Source organism: Dactylosporangium sp. NPDC048998 (assembly GCF_043197855.1).
In the GTDB taxonomy this organism is placed as follows: domain Bacteria; phylum Actinomycetota; class Actinomycetes; order Mycobacteriales; family Micromonosporaceae; genus Dactylosporangium.
This window is the reverse complement of record NZ_JBICTV010000006.1, coordinates 429349-444890: the sequence shown is the minus strand read 5'-3', so window position 1 is coordinate 444890 and position 15542 is coordinate 429349. Positions and strand designations below refer to the sequence as shown.

Here is a 15542-nt window from a genome sequence, read left to right as displayed (position 1 = left end):
CGGCCGCGGCTGGATCTACCTGGACGAGCAACGCCGCCGCTACCGGATCGGGATACGGGTCTGGGAAACCGCGCAAAGCTTCGCCTACCTCGACAGCCTCGCCGGCCGAGCCGAACCACACCTACGGGCGGCCCGCAACGAACTCAACGAAACCGTACAACTGGCCGTACTCGACGGCATCGACAACGTCTACATCGCCAAAGTCGAGGCCGACCACCCACTGCGGCTGGTGTCCCGGGTCGGGATGCGACTACCCGCCTACGCCACCGGCCTCGGCAAGGTGCTGCTGGCGCACCTCGATCAGACGGACGTCGAGGCCCGCCTCAACGGCGTGACCATGCGCAAGTTCACCCAGCACACCATCGCCACACCACAGCAACTCTTCGACCGGATCAAGGAAATCCGGGAGCGCGGCTTCGGCGAGGACGACGGCGAGTACACCCCCGGCGTCTTCTGCGTCGCCGTGCCGGTCAGGGACGCCACCGGACGGGTGGTGGCCGCGATGAGCTGCTCCATCCCCCGCGTCCGCCTCGGTGAGGGACCGGCACACCGCGACCACCTGGTCAACACGCTGACCCGGCACTGCCAGGCAATGTCCCGCGACCTCGGCTGGCAAGGCGACGGCCAGTGACCGGCAGCGACTCCCCGAGTCCGTCCACAACAGACACGCAATCGGAAGGCGAAGACATGGTGCAGCAGATTCGGACCGACCGGGCCCCCGCACCGGCCGGGGCATACTCGCAGGGAATGCTCGTCAACGGGCTGCTGTTCACCGCCGGGATGGGACCGGTCGACCCGGCCACCGGGGAACTGGTCGGCGGGGACGTCGAGGAGCAGACCGTCCTGGTGCTGCGCAATCTCGACGAGGTGCTGCGGGCCGGCGGAAGCTCGCTCGACCGGGTCGTGAAGGTCACCGTGCACCTGGCGGACCTGGCCGACTTCGCCGCCTTCGACCGCACCTACCGCCGGCTGATGACCGAGCCCTACCCGGTGCGCACGACCGTGGGATCGGCGCTGGCCGCGGGCATGCTCGTCGAGATCGACTGCGTGGCGGCGGTGGAGGGCGACCGCACCGCCTGAACGGGCACGGCGTCGATCTCGACGAGCGTGCCCGTGGCTACCGGCGGCTGGTGCGGGGGTGGGCGTTCGCGGCGCGGGCGTGGATCAGGTTTGCGGACAGCAGCAGGTCGCGGTCGTCCAGGACGGTGGCGGTCGGGGCGTCGGCGACCACGCGGTGCTGCTCGCTGAAGACGACGCAGCGGTCGGCGAGGTCGGGCAGGGTGTCCAGGTCGTGGGTGGCCAGGACGATGGTCTTGCCGGCCGACCGCAGCTGCTCCAGCAGTTCGATGAGCCAGAACTGGGTGCGCGGGTCCAGTGCCGCGGTCGGCTCGTCGAAGAGCAGGACCTCGGGGTTCATGACCAGCACCGACGCGATCGCGACGCGCTTCTTCTGGCCGCCGGAGAGCTGGAAGGGGGCCCGGTCGGCCAGGTCGGCGATGTCGAGCATGGCCAGGACGTCGTCGACGCGGGTGTTCGCGGTGTCGCGGTCCAGTCCGAGCTGCAGGCAGCCGAAGGCGACCTCCTCGCGTACCGACGGGGAGAAGACCTGCGCGTCGGAGTTCTGGAACACGAAGCCGACGCGGGCGCGGAAGCCGTGGTTGAACTGCTCGTCCTCGAGCTTGTCCTCGGTGACCTCCTCGCCGAACGCGGTGAACGTGCCGCTCTCGGCGAACAGCAGGCCGTCGAGGAGCTTGAGCAGCGTGGACTTGCCGCAGCCGTTGGCGCCCAGCAGGGCCACCGTCTCGCCGCGGTCCACGCGCAGGCTCACGCCGTCGAGGGCGGTGAAGCGTTCGAGGTATCGGTAACGGAGGTCCTGACACTCGAAGACGGTGCTCATCGTCCCACCTTGTGGTCGGCCACCAGGATCGCCGCGGCCAGGGCGGTGGCGAACAGCGTGAACGCGATGTCGACGCCGCGCAGCCGGAAGCCGGTGAGGGTGCGGGCGTTGCCGGTGTAGCCGCGCGCGGTCATCGCCTGGTGCACCTCCTCGGAGAGCTGATGGGCCTTGCCGAAGAGGGTACCGGCGCCGGCGGCGACGAACCGGCGGCCCGACTTGACCTCGCCGCGGCCGGTGCCGGCGACGAGGGTGCGGGCCTTGCGCGCGGTGTACATGTCGTCGACGGCGTCGAGGAGCAGGAAGAGGTACCGGTAGGCCATGCCGATGATGAGCACGAAGATCTTCGGTATCCCGAGCGCGCGCAGCGCGGCCAGCAGCCGCGCCCACGGGGTGGTGAGGGTGAGCAGCACGACGAGCGAGATCGAGGTGGCCACCCGGGCCACGATGATCCCGGCGCCGTGCAGCCCCTGCTCGGTGACGCCGTGGGTGTGGCCGTGCCAGTGCCACAGCGGCAGCAGCACGTCGCCCGGTGTCACCACCGACAGCGTGGCCGGCAGCACGACGATCCCGGTGAAGATCGGGATGAACAGCCAGACCCGCTTGATGAAGTACCCCAGCGACAGCCCGGAGGCGACCGCGAGCGCGACCACGGCCAGATAGGCCCCGACCAGCAACGGCAAGGAGTGCACCAGCGCGACCACGACAAGCAGGCCGATCATGGTGACCAGCTTGACCCGCGGGTCGAGCCGCTGCAGCAGCCCGCGGCCGGCCGCGATGTCCTCGGAGAAGATCGCCTGGCGCAGGACGCCGGTGGCGCCCTCCAGGGTCTTGGCGACGAAGCTGCCCTTGCGCCGCTTGCCGATGCAGCCGCACGGGCACAGCCCGACCTCGCTCTGCAACAGCCAGGCCGGCGTCGTGGTCATGACCGGGCCGCGCTGGTTGACGACACGGACGACACGGGCGGGGTGTCGAGGTCGGCGGCCTCCCGCTCGCCGCCGCGCAGCCGGCCGATGAGCCAGGTGATGCCGAAGACGAGGGCGGCGACGACGACCACGCCGATGAGGGCCGAGAGGATGTACTGCCACCAGCTGCCGCCGCCGTAGTCGGGCAGCAGGGTGCTGCCCCAGAAGTCGGTGTACTTCTGCAGCCCCTCGGGCACGGCGCTGAGGTGGTACTTGGCCAGGTCGAGGTCCTCGGGGGCGTCCTCGCCGAACGCCCCGCCGGGCGCGAGCAGGCCGAGCGGGCTGATCACGGCCATGATGCCGAGGGTGACCAGCGCGGCGCGGACCGGGCTGACGGGCTTGCGGGTCACCTCGTCCTGCGTCAGCGGCACCTCGGGGGCGTTGATCCGCAGCAGCGGCACGTTGGCCCGCTGCAGGTAGGCGACCACCCCGCCGGTGAGCACGCCCTCGACCACGCCCGCGATGACCAGGTGGGCGAGCATCATCGCCGGGATCGTCTGCGACAGGTGGAACGGGGCGTACAGCGGCGTGCCGTCCGCCTTGTGGAACAGGTCCGGCTGCACACCGAACTCGATCGCGGCGGCCAGCGCCGACACGTTGAGCCCGACGTAGGCGCCGACGGCGCCGGCCCAGACCCGCCGGCCGGAGGTCAGCGCCGTGTTACGGGTCAGCAGCCGGTACACCCAGTAGGAGACGAACGGCAGCACGACGGCCATGTTGAACGCGTTGGCCGGGAACGCCAGGATGCCGCCGTCGCCGAAGAACAGCGCCTGGATGAGCAGGGCTATGGACACCGCTATGCAGGCCGCCCACGGCCCCAACAGGATCGCGATCAACCCGCCGCCGACCGCGTGCGCGGTCGTGCCGTCAGGGATCGGGATGTTGAACATCATCACCACGAACGAGAACGCCGCGCCGAGCGCCACCAGCGGCACGTAGCGGCTCTTCACGACCTTCTTGACCAGCCGGGCCGACTGCCACCACAGCGGCAGCATCGCCACGCCGAACACGGCGCTGGTCTGCGGACTCAGGTACCCGTCCGGAATGTGCATGACACCCTTCCCCCTGTCACGCGCCTCCTTGGCGTTATCCGCAGTCTGCTGCTATCGCAAGTTCTTGGCAAGAACAAATGGCATGCGTGAGACGAGATCATCACCCGCCATCACCGGACCGTGAACACCGCCGACCCGCCGGCTGAACGTCGGGTGGCGCGTTTAGCCGGCGCTGACGGCGGTAGACGCCGTGTAATGGAGCCGTCACAGCTGCTGCCCGCGCGCGAACAGATGGCGTTCACGCTCGGATTCCACATCATCCTGGTCCCCTTCGGGCTGGCGTTCACGTTCCTGATGCTGATCGCCGAGTACCGCGGGCTGCGCCGGGGCGATGCGGCGGCGCTGCGGCTGGCGCGGCAGTGGTCGCACGTCGCGGCGGTGCTCTTCGCCGTCGGCGCGGTGTCCGGCACCGTGCTGTCGTTCGAGCTGGGGCTGCTGTGGCCGGGGCTCATGGGCCGCTTCGGGGCCGCGTTCGGCTTCCCGTTCGCGATCGAGGGGCTGTTCTTCTTCCTCGAGGCGATCTTCATCGCGGTGTACATCTACGGCTGGGACCGCCTCCGCAGCTGGGCGCACTTCTGGGCCGGCGTGCCGGTCGTGGTCGCCGGCATCGGCGGCACCCTGTCGGTCGTCGCGGCCAACGCCTGGATGAACCAGCCGGCCGGGTTCACCCTGCGCGACGGCCGGGTGACCGACGTACGGCCGCTCGGCGTCATCTTCAACGGGGCGTTCTGGTATGAGGCACTGCACATGCTGCTGGCCGGCTACATGGTCGCCGGCTTCCTCACCGCCGCGGTCTACGCCCGCGCCGTGCACCGCGACCGCACCGACCGCCACGCCCGGCTCGGGCTGCTCATCCCGCTGACCGTGGCAGCGATCATCACGCCGGCACAGATCGTCGTCGGCGACATCGCCGCCCGCGAGGTGTTCCACCGCGAACCGGCGAAGTTCGCCGCGATCGAGATGGTCCCCGAAACCGGCACACACGTGCCGGAGATCCTCGGCGGCTACTACCGCGACGGCGAGGTCCACCTCGGCCTGCCGATCCCCGACGGCGCGTCGATCCTGTCCGGATACCTCCCCCGCACCGAAATCCGCGGCCTGAACGCGGTACCGGTCGAGGTGCGCCCGACCGACCACGAGATCACGGTGGTGCACCTCGCCTTCGACGTCATGATCGGCATCGGCGTCTACCTGCTGGCGCTGTCGGCCTGGTTCGCCTTCACGTGGTGGCGGCGCCGCGACGTGCCCGGCGGGCGCTGGTTCCCGCGCGCCACGATCGCCGCCGGGATCCTCGTCGTGATCGCGCTGGAGGCCGGCTGGGTCGTCACCGAGGTCGGCCGGCAGCCCTGGACGGTCGTCGGGCACCTGCTCACCCGCGACGCCGTGACGCGCTCCGGCGACGTGTGGCTGTTCTTCGCCGCGACGCTGCTGCTCTACGCCGCCGTCGCCGCCGCGACCGTGCACGCCCTGCGGGTGCTGCGCCGCCGCTGGCACGAGCGCGGCGCCGGCCCGCCCGACGTGCCCTACGGCCCGCCCCACGACGAGGAGCCTGGATGAGCACCTTCGCCGCTGTGGTGCTGTTCATCGGCGTCATCGCCTACGCCGTGCTGGGCGGCGCCGACTACGGCGCCGGGTTCTGGGACCTGACCGCCGGCGGCGCCCGGCGCGGCCGCGCACCGCGGCACCTCATCGACCTGGTCCTCGCCCCCGTGTGGGAGGCCAACCACGTCTGGCTGATCTTCTGCCTGGTGATGCTGTGGACCGGGTTCCCGGCCGCGTTCGCCGCCATCACCACCACCCTCTACGTGCCGCTGGGCCTGGCCGCCCTCGGCGTGGTCACCCGCGGCTCCGGGTTCGCCTTCCGCAAGGCCTTCACCGCCACCGAGCACCAGCGCGCCGCCGGGGCCGCGTTCGCGTTCTCCTCCGTGCTCACCCCGTTCTTCCTCGGCACCGTGGCCGGGGGCATCGCATCCGGGCGGGTGCCGGCCACCGGCGGCGGCGACCCGCTGTACAGCTGGCTGAACCCCACCTCGCTGCTCGGCGGGGTCCTCGCGGTGCTCGTGTGCGCGTTCGTCGCGGCCGTGTTCCTCACCGCCGAGGCGCGCCGGCGCGGCTACCACGGCCTGCGCCGCTACTTCGCCCGCCGGGCCCGCATCGGCGCGCTGGCCGCCGGGGTCGTCGCCGTGGCCGGGATCGGCGTCCTGTACGTCGACTCGCCGCACCTGACGCACGGCCTGCTCACCCGCGGGCTGCCACTCATGATCATCTCCGCCGTGTGCGGCCTGGGGTCGCTGACGCTGCTGCGCCACGCCCCGCCACGCGTGGCGCAGGCATCCGCGGTCGGCGCGGCGGCGACGGTCGTGGCCGGCTGGGGCGTGGCACAGTACCCGTACCTGCTCGGCAACCACCTCACCATCGCCCAGGCCGCCGCGCCGGCACCGACCCTGTGGGCGTTGACCGTCGTGGCCGCCGCCGCGCTGGCGCTCGTCGTGCCGTCGCTGGCGCTGCTGTTCGCCCTCCACCAGACCGGCGACCTCGGCGCCTGAAGGCCGCCGCGCGAGCGGCTCAGCCGACCGGGGCCGCCGGGCGGCGGTAGAGCTCGGCGACGGCGGCGATGTCCGCGTCGGCCAGGCCCGCCGCCGACGCGGCCTCGTAGCGCCGGTACACCGTGTCCGCGTCGGGCAGCTCCACATTGGCGCCCCGGGCCAGCTCGACGGCCAGCCGGGCATCCTTCGCCCCGAGCGCGTTGCTCCACCACGTGTCCCGGGCGCCGGTGAGCACGTCCTCGAAGCGGTTGCGGACCCCCTCCACGAGCGGGCTGTCGCCGAGCAGGTCCCGCAGCTGCTCGTCGGACAGGCCGCCGGCCCGGCCGACCGCGACCGACTCGGCCAGCGCCACGACCTCCGACAACAGCAGCAGGTTGGAGGCCAGCTTCGCCGCGCCGGCCAGGGACGCGTTGTCGTACCGGCGCACCGCCGGCGACAGCGCCGCCAGGACCGGGCGCAGCCGGTCGACGAGGACGCGGTCGCCGCCGGCGAGCAGGATCGCCTGGCCCGCCCGCACGGCGACCGGGTTGCCCAGGATCGGCACGGCGAGATACCGGCCCGGGAACGCGGCTGCCAGCTCCGCGCTGAGGCTCGGCGAGACCGTGGAGCAGTCCATGTAGACGGCCTGCTCCTCCAGCGCCTCCCGCAGCGGCCCGAGAGCCACCGACCGCACGGCGTCGTCGTTGGCGAGCATGGTGATCGCGGCGTCCGCGCCGAGTACGGCGTCGGCCACCGTCGCCACCTCCTGCGCGCCCGTGGCCACGACGTCGGCGGCCCGTCCCCGCGTGCGGTTCCACACCCGCACCCGATGCTCACCCTGCAGCAGCCGCGCGGCGAGCGCGCGGCCCATGTTGCCCATACCGAGCACAGCGATGTCCATGGGCCGCGGCTACCCGGGCGACCCGCCACCAAACCCCGCGATGATCATCCCTGGAGCGCCCGCATCACCTCCGCGGCCACGGTCTTGAGCGAGCCCCGCGCACGCCGCTACCAGTCGTGCACGGTGCCGTCGGCGAGGCGGTTGTACGGCAGGTACGCTCGCACGTACGGGTACTTACCCGCCTCGTCGACGTCGAGCTCGACCCCGATGCCGGGCCGCTCCCCCGGGTGCAGCAACCCGCCGGACCAGGTGAACGACTGCTGGAAGACCTGGTCGGTCCGCGCGCCGTGCATCATGTACTCCTGGATGCCGAAGTTGTGGATGGCCAGCCCCAGGTGCAGGGCGGCGGCCATGCCGACCGGGGAGATGTCGGCCGGGCCGTGCATCCCGGACTTGATCTGGTACTGCGCGGCGAAGTCGAGGACCTTCCGCAGGTGCGTGATCCCGCCCGTGTGCGTCACCGCGCCGCGCACGTAGTCGATCAGCTGCTCGCGGATGATCTGCTGGTAGTCGAAGACGGTGTTGAACACCTCCCCGATCGCCAGCGGCGTGACGGTGTGCCGGCGCACCAGCCGCAGCGCCTCCTGGTTCTCCGCGGGCGTGCAGTCCTCGAGCCAGAACAGGTCGTACGGCTCCAGCGACTGGCCCAGCCGTGCCGCCTGGATCGGGGTGAGCCGGTGGTGCGCGTCGTGCAGCAGCGGCAGCTCCGGCCCGAACTCGTTGCGGACCGCCTCGAACACCGCCGGCAGGTGCCGCAGGTAGGCGCGGGTGTCCCAGTCCTCCTCGACCGGCAGCGCGTCGGCCTCGGCCGTGCCGTTGGACGCGATGCCGTAGACGACCTTCAGCCCGGGCACTCCGGTCTGGATGCGGATCGCCCGATACCCGAGCTCCCGATGCCGGCGCACGCTGTCGAACAGCTCCGGCAGGTCACTGCCGGAAGCGTGGCCGTAGGCCAGCAGCCCGGTGCGCGAAGCGCCGCCCAGCAGCTGGTAGAGCGGCATCCCGGCCGCCTTGGCCTTGATGTCCCACAGCGCCACGTCGACGGCGGCGATCGCGGCCATCGTCACCGGCCCGCGCCGCCAGTACGCGCCGCGGTACAGCAGCTGCCAGGTGTCCTCGATCCGCCCGGCGTCCCGGCCGAGCAGCAGCGGCACGACATGGTCGCGCAGGTAGGCGACCACGGCCAGCTCCCGCCCGTTGAGCGTGGCGTCGCCGAGGCCGGTGAGCCCGTCGCCGGTGGTCAGCTTGAGCGTCACGAAGTTGCGGTCCGGGCTGGTGACGATGACTTCGGCCCTGTCGATGATCATGTACGTGTCCCGTCGAAGCCGCCGTCCTCGCCGCAGCCGACGGTGTCGGAGAACAGCTCGCTGCAGTCGAAGTCCTCGGCCCCGCCGTAAGGATCATAGGTGTCGATCTCGTCCATGCGCGCGACCGTACCGACCGCACGATCCGCGCGGCTCCCCGATTCGTGCCACCCGACCGCGAGAACACGAACGACGACCGCGGTCACGGCCTGTATCCCATCCTAGGAAACTAGGTTGAAAGCCTCGCGGTCGTTGCCCGCCTGGGCGGGGACGTGCCAGGCTACGCCGGTGCATCCGCTGAAGCTGATCGAGACCGGTGCCGGGAAGTACTCGCTGCTGCTCAACGCCGGCACGACCGACGTCGACCCGGTGGTGTCCGAGCTGGGACACGAGCCGAACGGGTACTTCTGGGAGGGCGTCGCGCGGTTCCTGGTCGCGCACGAGACGCCGGGCCTCGACGGCCGGTTCCGCTACGACCCGGAGGGCGGCATGTTCTGTGCGTACGGCACCGACCGCGCGGCCCTGGAGGAGCTCGGCACCGTGATGGCCGGCGTGGCGACCGACGCCGACCGCGTCCGCCGCCTGGTGCGCACGGCGGAGGCGGAAGGCTTCGAGTTCGACGACTGATGCACGCCGGGCGCACCAGGCCACCCTCACCCGCGGAACTGGCCGAACGGGCCGTGCAGCTCGCGGCTCATCGCGGACAGCTCCTCCGACGCGGCCCGGGTGTCCTCGACGCCGCCGGTGGCGACGCGCGCCGCGTCGGAGATAGTGGAGATGTCCGCGGCGATGCCGGCCGAGCCGGCGGCGGCCCGGGAGATGTTGCGACTCATCTCGTTCGTGGTCGCGGTCTGCTGCTCCACGGCCGCCGCGATCGTGGTCTGGTAGTCGCCGAGCCGGCCGGTGATCTCGACGATCTGGTTGATCGCCTCCGTCGCGGCCGCGGTGTCGGCCTGGATGCTCCGCACCTTCGCGGCGATGTCGCCGGTGGCCCGGCCGGTCTCCTGTGCCAGGTCCTTCACCTCGTTGGCGACGACGGCGAAGCCCTTGCCGGCCTTGCCCGCCCGGGCCGCCTCGATGGTCGCGTTGAGCGCGAGCAGGTTGGTCTGGTCGGCGATGTCGGTGATGACCTTGACGACGTCGCCGATCTGCCAGCTCGACCCGGACAGACGGCCGATCAGGTCGAACGCCGACTGGATCAGCTCGGCCGTGCGCCCGCCGACCCGGGCCGCCTCCGCCGCGGTACCGGAGATCTCCTGGATCGAGGCGCTCATCTCCTCGGCGCCGGTCGCGACCGTCCGCACGTTGTCGGACACCTCGCCGGCCGAGGCCACGATCCGCTTCGATCGCGCCGACGTCCGCTGGGCGCTGAGCGCTGAGCGCTGGTCATGATCCGGGTCGAGGTGTCGGTCAGCTTCTCGCTGGCCGACGCGACCGTCGAGGCCGACCCGCCAATCGCGCGTACCGTCGCGGTGATCTTGTCGACGAACGTGTTGAACATCCGGCTTACGTCTGTGAACTCGTCGTTGCCGCGGGCCACGAGCCGGCGGGCCAGGTCGCCCTCGCCCTCGGCGATGTCCGCCAGCCGGTCGCCGATCGTCCGCAGCGGCCGGATGACGGACAGCGACAGCGCGACGGCCAGGATGATCGACAGCACGAGCGCGATGCTGCCCACGACGTTCGCGAGTCGGCTGGTCCGGGTCGCCGACGAGCGCGCGGGCGCCTTGGCGGTGGCGGCCCGCTGCTGCGCGCTCGTCAGGAGCTGGTCGACGCCGCCGGCCACCCGCCCGTACACGTCCAGGCCCTCGCCCCACGACGAGGTCGTTCGCCACCTGGGTCTGCGTGGGCGTGCCAGCCCGGTAGGCCGCGATGACCCCCGGTCGTCAAGGGCGACGAAGTCGGTGTACGCGGCCCGGATCGTCCGCACGGCGCCCTGGTCTCGCCGACAGCGGCAGCCTCGCCATCGCGTCGAGCTCGGCGCTGAAGTCCCGCATCGACTGCAGGAACGCGGGCCGCGTCTCAGCCGTGTCGTCGGTGGCGCCGGGCACGCCGCGCACGATGTCGAACGCGTACCCCGCCTGCCACCCCGACGTCGGTGATCCGGAACTTCAGCTGCTCGGCCGCGAACAGCTGCGCCTGCGCGGCCGACAGATGCCCGGCGGTGCCCCGGGTCTCACGCGCGGACGCGATCGCCGCCAGCCAGATTGCGACCATACAGAGCGAGACGACGAGAAATCTGACCACCAACCGCGTGACGACCCGCGTCCGCCGCAGCACGTCAATGTTCGCCGAGCCTCCTGACCCACCTTGTCCGGCACTTGTCGGGCACTCCTGCACCCAATCGGCTCCGCCTCGCCGGGTCGAAGGAAAACGTCAGAAAATGCGGGCATGTCACGGCGTCACGGTCGTCTGCCGCGAGCGCAGGCTGGTCACCGCCACCGCCACCGCCACCGCCACCGCGATCACCAGCAGGGACAGCGGCGTCGGCACGTCCGGCACCCACGACCGATGCCGTAGAGCAGGACGCGCTGCGCGAGCAGCCCCGGTACGGCGAATACGCCCAGCAGCAGCATGAAGGCGAACAGGTTGTCGACCGACAGCGACTTCTCCACCACGTAACCGGTGAGGAACTCGACACTGGTGGTGCCGCCGTGGCCCAGCCAGACGTACGCGCCGAACCCGACCGACGGGGCAAGGTAGAAGACGCTCCAGGCCACCGCCTCCCGCATCGGCACGTCGTGCGGCCGGCGGGTCAGGACGAAGTCGAGCGCCAGCAGCCCTAATTAGCAGCACGGCGACGGTGACCGTCCACAGCTCGGGCGACGCGATGGATTGCGTGGGCATGGAGGCTCCCTCGAACGCAGCGGTGCTCGTTCGAGGTCTCCCTCACCCGCCGATGCGGGCGGCCGCCCGGGAGCCGCGCGGGCAGCTTGCTCTCGACCTGCTGAGGTACTCCGTTACCTTTTCAGCGTGCTCTATCGAGATCGAGCATCTGATGGGTAGTCCCGCCTTGCGGTGGGACGGTCCCGGTCTGACCCGCCGGGGCGGTGCCGGGTTGACGCTTCACAGCCACCGGCCCGCCGGGGCGGGTCTTACGGTCGGCTCCACGTCCTGCCACCGGGCCACTCCCGGCGGTTGTCGCCTCACCCGCGAGTGCGGCGAGGTTGCGCGCTGCGTTGACGTCCCGGTCCAGGACGAGGCCGCAGGTGGTGCAGGTGTAGATGCGCTCGGCCAGGGCGAGTTTGGCTTTCACCGCGCCGCAGCCCGAGCAGGTCTTCGAGGACGGATACCAGCGGTCGGCTGTGACGAGTCGTCCGCCGCGCCATGCGCTCTTGTACGCCAGTTGCCGGCGCAGCTCGGCGAACCCGGCATCGGCGATGCGCCGGGCCAGCCGCCGGTTGCGCAGCATCCCGGCCACGTTGAGGTCTTCCACCACGATCGTGCCGTATGTGCGGGCCAGGCGGGTGGTGAGCTTGTGCAGGCCGTCACGGCGCAGATTCGTCACCCGCGCGTGCGCCCGCCCGAGCTGGGTCTGTGCGCGGCGCCACCGGTTCGACGGGCGCTGTGCGGTGCGCCGGTCCGGGCCCTGCCGCCGGCACAGGCGACGGCCGAGGCTGCGCAGCCGTTGCTGCGCGGCGTCGAGGTGGCGTGCGTTGGGCACGAGTTCGCCGGTCGACAGCACCGCAAGATACTTGATCCCGACGTCCACACCGACCGTCGCGTCCGGCAGGCGCTGGCCCTGCTGGGCGCGGTCGACCTCGACGCAGAACGCCACATGCCAGCGGCCACCGTCGCGGCGCACCGTAGCCGACATGATCCGGGCGGTGCCCGCGTCCAGGCGACGGGCGAGCTTGCGCGCGGACTCGTGCAGCTTCAACCGGCCCAGCCGGGGCAGCACCACATGCTTGCGGTCGGGCTCAACCCGGATCGCACCGGTGGTGAACCGCACCGCCTGCGTCGAACGGCGCCGCGACTTGAACCGGGGGAACCCGACCGGCCGCCCACCGCGCTTGCCGCAACGCGAGTCGGTCCAGTTCTTCAGTGCCCGCGCGAGCGCGTCGAGCCCGGTGTTGAACGCTTCTTTGGAGCACTCCGCCCACCACGGGGCGACGTCGGCCTTCGCGGCGTTCCACGCCTTCCGCAGCGCGGGCAGCGACCACCCCAGCATCGGGGTGAGCTGTTCCTCCGGCACGCCGTAGGTGCGTTCCGCAGCCCGCTGGTCCATGACGGCCCTGACCCGGGTAAGCGCCCAGTTGTGCGCCACCCGGGCCGCACCGGCGTGCGCGAGCACCGCCCGTTGCTGCGACGGGGACAGGTCCAGAGCGAACCGGTACGCCTGCACCGTCTTCACGACGGGTCGTCCTGCGCCGGCCCGGTGATCGCTTCGACGGCACGACGCGCCCGGTCGGCAGCCGCACCCCGGCCGTACAGGCGAGCGCACAACGACGTCAGGATCTCGGTCACGTCACCTACCAGGTCGTCGACCACTTCGGCCGGATCGGCCACGAGCAGACGGCGGCCCTGCGCGGCGAGCGCGGCCTCGACATACTCGGCGCCGAACCGGTCCCGATGCTCGACCACGATCGTCGACACCTGCGGATCGCGCAGCAGGCCGAGGAACTTCCTGCGGCGCCCGTCGAGCGCGGAACCAACCTCGGTCACCACCCGCGATACCACGAGGCCCTGGCCCGTGGCTCACGTGGTGATCCGGGCGACCTGCCGGTCCAGGTCGGCGCGCTGATCAGCCGATGACACCCGCGCGTACACCACGACCTGCTTCGACGCGGCCGGTGCCGCAGCGAGCGGCTCACCCACCATGATCAGGCGCCCGAGCCGGTAGGTCGGAACGGGCAGCGTCCCGGCCGCGTACTGCCGCCGCGCGGTGATGTACGCGATGCCCTGCGACGCCGCCCATTCCTTCAAATTCACACGAGCATCATAGAGCCACAGAGAGCACCAAAGATGTCCGAAACGCCATCAGTTAACTACCCCTCGGCCGCTGACGGTACCGCACGATCCTGGACGTTGCCTGCGAGCCGCACGGTAGATTGCTGCGCGAGGATGGTGACGGGTTGAGGGCGCGGAGCGTCTACCGGTGGACGATGCTGTCAATCATCGTCGCGTGCGCGGTCGTGTCATACCTCGTGCTCACCCGCCGCGCCGACGGGCACACCGCCACGCCGGGCCCGCGGCCGGACTTCCAGCTACCGTTCCCGTGCGGCGAGGCGTGGCGCCTGACGACGTACCCCGGCCACGACGACTACGACATCGACTTCTTCTACACCGGAGGCCCGAGCGGCGGCCGGACGGTCGTGGCCTCGGCGGCCGGCACGGTGGCGTGGGCCGGCTGGAGTGCCACGCTCGACGACGGCGCCCCGGCCCCGCCCGGCGCCTCCGGCACCCGCGGCGGCCTCGGCTACGGCGTGATCATCGACCACGGCGGCGGCTGGTTCACCGAGTACGGCCACCTGGCGAGCGAGCCGGAGGTGCGCACCGGCCAGGCCATGCGGCAGGGCCAGCCGCTCGGCCGGGTCGGCCACACCGGCTCCACCCGCGTCGACCACCTGCACTACGAGCAGCTCGACGACACCCGCGACCCGCGCCACACCCGCGGCGTGCAGGACAAGGTCGAGTCCGTCTTCGACGGCGTACCGTCCGGGATCACCTCCGACGGCAGCGCCGCCACCGGCCCGCTGCGCGTCGACGGCCCGCCGTCGACACACCGGGACGTCACGAGCCGCAACTGTCCGCCTTCGCCGGCTCCCGGCTCGGGTCGGTAGCGGCGAGGCCGGCCCGCGCGCCGCCGTCCTGGGCCGCGTCCGCGACGATCGCCGCGCGCAGGCGGTCGAGCGCGTCGCGGCGGGCGCCCGCCTGCGCGGGGTCCTTCGCCGCCGCGGCCTGCAGCGGTACCGCGCGCGGCAGCTCCGCCACGGCCGCCCCGATGGCGTCGAGCAGCGAGGGGCCCCAGGTGCCGCCGACGACGACGCGCCCGGGGTCGGCCAGCGCCACGATCGCGGCGACGACGCCGGCGACCGCGGCGCCGATCGCCCGCCGGTCCGGCGCCGCCGGCACGGCCGCCGCGTCGATCGCGGTGGAGCCGGGCAGGCGCAGGCCGAGCTGCCCGAAGACCTCGATGAGCGGGACGGCGCGGCCGTCCGGGCCGGCGGTGAGGAGGTGGGCGATCTCGCCGGCGAGCCCGGTGCGCCCGCGGGTCACCTCGCCGTCGCCGACCACCGCGCAGCCCAGGCCCTCCCCCAGGTACAGGTAGGCGAAGTCGTCGCCGGCGTGCTCCCGCTCGGCCCGGGCGGCCCAGTTGACGTCGTTGTCGACGGTCACCGGGCCCGCGACGTGCGGGGTGAGGACCGCGACCGGGTCGAGCTCGCCGACGAGGAACGGCGCGTCGGGCAGCTGCACCAGCCGGCCGGTCTGCCGGTCGACGGGGTCGGCGGCGCTCACCACGGCCAGCCGTGGCGCCGGCCCGAGCTCGTGCGCCACTTCCTCAAGGGCCGCCGACACGTGTGCGGACGCGGCCGGGCGGTCGAGGGCGCGGGTGGCCCGGGCGACGATGTCGCCGTACGCGTCCACCGCCTCCCCGGCGATCCCCTCCGGCGCGATGGTGATGGCCAGGGCGGTGCCGGCGGCGGGGGCGAGCGCGTAGTACGAGCCGACCCGGCCCTTGCCGCGCCCGCCGGGTGTCCGCTCGCCGGTGTCCTCGACCAGGCCGCGCTCGGCGAGGCGGCGCACGCTCTCGCCCGCGGTCGGCTTCGAGATGCCGGTCTGCGCGGCCAGCTCGGCCCGGGTCAGCCGGCGGTGCCGCATGAGGGCGCGGAGCACGTGCTCGTCGGTCAGCGACCGGAGCAGCTCCAGGGAGGGTCGCGCAGCGTCCACGTGCCGATTCTAG

The 15542-nt window shown here is 72.1% G+C and carries 16 protein-coding genes and 2 pseudogenes; 6 read left to right on the top strand and 12 right to left on the bottom strand.

The window, feature by feature from the left end; all coding sequences use genetic code 11:
• Together ACGFI8_RS18765 and ACGFI8_RS18760 are read left to right on the top strand one after the other, a co-directional pair.
• The coding region (locus tag ACGFI8_RS18765; protein WP_392806390.1) for an IclR family transcriptional regulator at nucleotides 1-631 on the top strand (631 nt) is incomplete at its 5' end.
• 56 nt (nucleotides 632-687) lie between these two features.
• Nucleotides 688-1080 carry a Rid family detoxifying hydrolase gene (locus ACGFI8_RS18760; RefSeq protein ID WP_392806389.1) on the top strand — a complete coding sequence of 131 codons (393 nt, stop codon included), beginning with the start codon at nucleotides 688-690 and terminating at the stop codon, nucleotides 1078-1080.
• Nucleotides 1081-1117: 37 nt separating this feature from the next.
• Here ACGFI8_RS18760 and ACGFI8_RS18755 read toward each other — a convergent pair whose 3' ends face one another.
• From ACGFI8_RS18755 to cbiM, 3 genes are read right to left on the bottom strand one after another with little or no spacing between them, the layout of a single operon-like run.
• Nucleotides 1118-1897 carry an energy-coupling factor ABC transporter ATP-binding protein gene (locus ACGFI8_RS18755; protein ID WP_392806387.1) on the bottom strand — a complete coding sequence of 260 codons (780 nt, stop codon included), beginning with the start codon at nucleotides 1895-1897 and terminating at the stop codon, nucleotides 1118-1120.
• A complete protein-coding gene (cbiQ, locus tag ACGFI8_RS18750; RefSeq protein ID WP_392806385.1) occupies nucleotides 1894-2820 on the bottom strand; it encodes a cobalt ECF transporter T component CbiQ in 927 nt (308 codons plus the stop codon). Before cbiQ ends, ACGFI8_RS18755 begins: the two co-directional genes overlap by 4 nt.
• Nucleotides 2817-3911: a cobalt transporter CbiM gene (gene cbiM / locus ACGFI8_RS18745; protein ID WP_392806384.1), complete on the bottom strand. Its 1095-nt coding sequence runs from the start codon at nucleotides 3909-3911 to the stop codon at nucleotides 2817-2819. Before cbiM ends, cbiQ begins: the two co-directional genes overlap by 4 nt.
• A 195-nt stretch (nucleotides 3912-4106) precedes the next feature.
• Between cbiM and ACGFI8_RS18740 the strand changes: the two genes are divergently transcribed.
• Entirely contained in the window at nucleotides 4107-5468 is a 1362-nt protein-coding gene (locus ACGFI8_RS18740; RefSeq protein ID WP_392806383.1) for a cytochrome ubiquinol oxidase subunit I, read from the top strand.
• Nucleotides 5465-6457: a cytochrome d ubiquinol oxidase subunit II gene (locus ACGFI8_RS18735; protein ID WP_392806381.1), complete on the top strand. Its 993-nt coding sequence runs from the start codon at nucleotides 5465-5467 to the stop codon at nucleotides 6455-6457. Before ACGFI8_RS18740 ends, ACGFI8_RS18735 begins: the two co-directional genes overlap by 4 nt.
• Before the next feature lie 19 nt (nucleotides 6458-6476).
• Here ACGFI8_RS18735 and ACGFI8_RS18730 read toward each other — a convergent pair whose 3' ends face one another.
• The gene (locus ACGFI8_RS18730; protein ID WP_392806380.1) at nucleotides 6477-7337 is read right to left on the bottom strand and encodes an NAD(P)-dependent oxidoreductase; all 861 of its coding nucleotides are present in this window, start codon (nucleotides 7335-7337) and stop codon (nucleotides 6477-6479) included.
• A gap of 107 nt (nucleotides 7338-7444) precedes the next feature.
• On the bottom strand, nucleotides 7445-8644 hold the full coding sequence (manD, locus tag ACGFI8_RS18725; RefSeq protein ID WP_392806378.1) for a D-mannonate dehydratase ManD: 1200 nt from the start codon (nucleotides 8642-8644) through the stop codon (nucleotides 7445-7447).
• Nucleotides 8645-8929: 285 nt separating this feature from the next.
• Between manD and ACGFI8_RS18720 the strand changes: the two genes are divergently transcribed.
• A complete protein-coding gene (locus ACGFI8_RS18720) occupies nucleotides 8930-9268 on the top strand; it encodes an Imm51 family immunity protein (protein WP_392806376.1) in 339 nt (112 codons plus the stop codon).
• Between the two features lie 26 nt (nucleotides 9269-9294).
• On the opposite strand, the gene ACGFI8_RS18715 is transcribed toward ACGFI8_RS18720, so the two are convergent.
• The 6 genes and pseudogenes from ACGFI8_RS18715 to ACGFI8_RS18690 form a co-directional block, all read right to left on the bottom strand.
• Nucleotides 9295-9945, bottom strand: a complete 651-nt coding sequence (locus tag ACGFI8_RS18715) for a methyl-accepting chemotaxis protein (RefSeq protein ID WP_392806375.1) — start codon at nucleotides 9943-9945, stop codon at nucleotides 9295-9297.
• Nucleotides 9912-10436 (bottom strand): HAMP domain-containing protein, encoded by a 525-nt coding sequence (locus ACGFI8_RS18710; RefSeq protein WP_392806373.1) that lies wholly within the window; start codon nucleotides 10434-10436, stop codon nucleotides 9912-9914. The genes ACGFI8_RS18715 and ACGFI8_RS18710 overlap by 34 nt, the downstream gene beginning before the upstream one ends.
• Before the next feature lie 224 nt (nucleotides 10437-10660).
• Complete coding sequence (locus tag ACGFI8_RS18705; protein ID WP_392806371.1) at nucleotides 10661-10918, bottom strand: hypothetical protein; 258 nt, start codon at nucleotides 10916-10918, stop codon at nucleotides 10661-10663.
• Between the two features lie 230 nt (nucleotides 10919-11148).
• Nucleotides 11149-11485: pseudogene (locus ACGFI8_RS18700) on the bottom strand (TerC family protein); the annotation flags it as partial.
• 121 nt (nucleotides 11486-11606) lie between these two features.
• Nucleotides 11607-12992, bottom strand: a complete 1386-nt coding sequence (gene tnpB, locus ACGFI8_RS18695; RefSeq protein ID WP_392806369.1) for an IS607 family element RNA-guided endonuclease TnpB — start codon at nucleotides 12990-12992, stop codon at nucleotides 11607-11609.
• Nucleotides 12989-13570, bottom strand: a pseudogene (locus ACGFI8_RS18690) (IS607 family transposase). Before ACGFI8_RS18690 ends, tnpB begins: the two are co-directional and overlap by 4 nt.
• Before the next feature lie 173 nt (nucleotides 13571-13743).
• On the opposite strand from ACGFI8_RS18690, the gene ACGFI8_RS18685 reads away from it, so the two are divergent.
• The gene (locus ACGFI8_RS18685) at nucleotides 13744-14421 is read left to right on the top strand and encodes a M23 family metallopeptidase (protein WP_392806367.1); all 678 of its coding nucleotides are present in this window, start codon (nucleotides 13744-13746) and stop codon (nucleotides 14419-14421) included.
• Here the strand turns inward: ACGFI8_RS18685 and ACGFI8_RS18680 are convergent.
• Nucleotides 14372-15529, bottom strand: a complete 1158-nt coding sequence (locus ACGFI8_RS18680) for an ROK family protein (protein WP_392806366.1) — start codon at nucleotides 15527-15529, stop codon at nucleotides 14372-14374. The genes ACGFI8_RS18685 and ACGFI8_RS18680 overlap by 50 nt on opposite strands.
• Between the last annotated feature and the right edge of the window lie 13 nt (nucleotides 15530-15542).

Excerpts from the sequence above, each read along its gene's own strand:
- ACGFI8_RS18760 (WP_392806389.1), top strand. The coding sequence starts at position 688 with ATGGTGCAGCAGATTCGGACCGACCGGGCCCCCGCACCGGCCGGGGCA.
- ACGFI8_RS18755 (WP_392806387.1), bottom strand. The coding sequence starts at position 1,897 with ATGAGCACCGTCTTCGAGTGTCAGGACCTCCGTTACCGATACCTCGAA.
- cbiQ (WP_392806385.1), bottom strand. The coding sequence starts at position 2,820 with ATGACCACGACGCCGGCCTGGCTGTTGCAGAGCGAGGTCGGGCTGTGC.
- cbiM (WP_392806384.1), bottom strand. The coding sequence starts at position 3,911 with ATGCACATTCCGGACGGGTACCTGAGTCCGCAGACCAGCGCCGTGTTC.
- ACGFI8_RS18740 (WP_392806383.1), top strand. The coding sequence starts at position 4,107 with ATGGAGCCGTCACAGCTGCTGCCCGCGCGCGAACAGATGGCGTTCACG.
- ACGFI8_RS18735 (WP_392806381.1), top strand. The coding sequence starts at position 5,465 with ATGAGCACCTTCGCCGCTGTGGTGCTGTTCATCGGCGTCATCGCCTAC.
- ACGFI8_RS18730 (WP_392806380.1), bottom strand. The coding sequence starts at position 7,337 with ATGGACATCGCTGTGCTCGGTATGGGCAACATGGGCCGCGCGCTCGCC.
- manD (WP_392806378.1), bottom strand. The coding sequence starts at position 8,644 with ATGATCATCGACAGGGCCGAAGTCATCGTCACCAGCCCGGACCGCAAC.
- ACGFI8_RS18685 (WP_392806367.1), top strand. The coding sequence starts at position 13,744 with ATGCTGTCAATCATCGTCGCGTGCGCGGTCGTGTCATACCTCGTGCTC.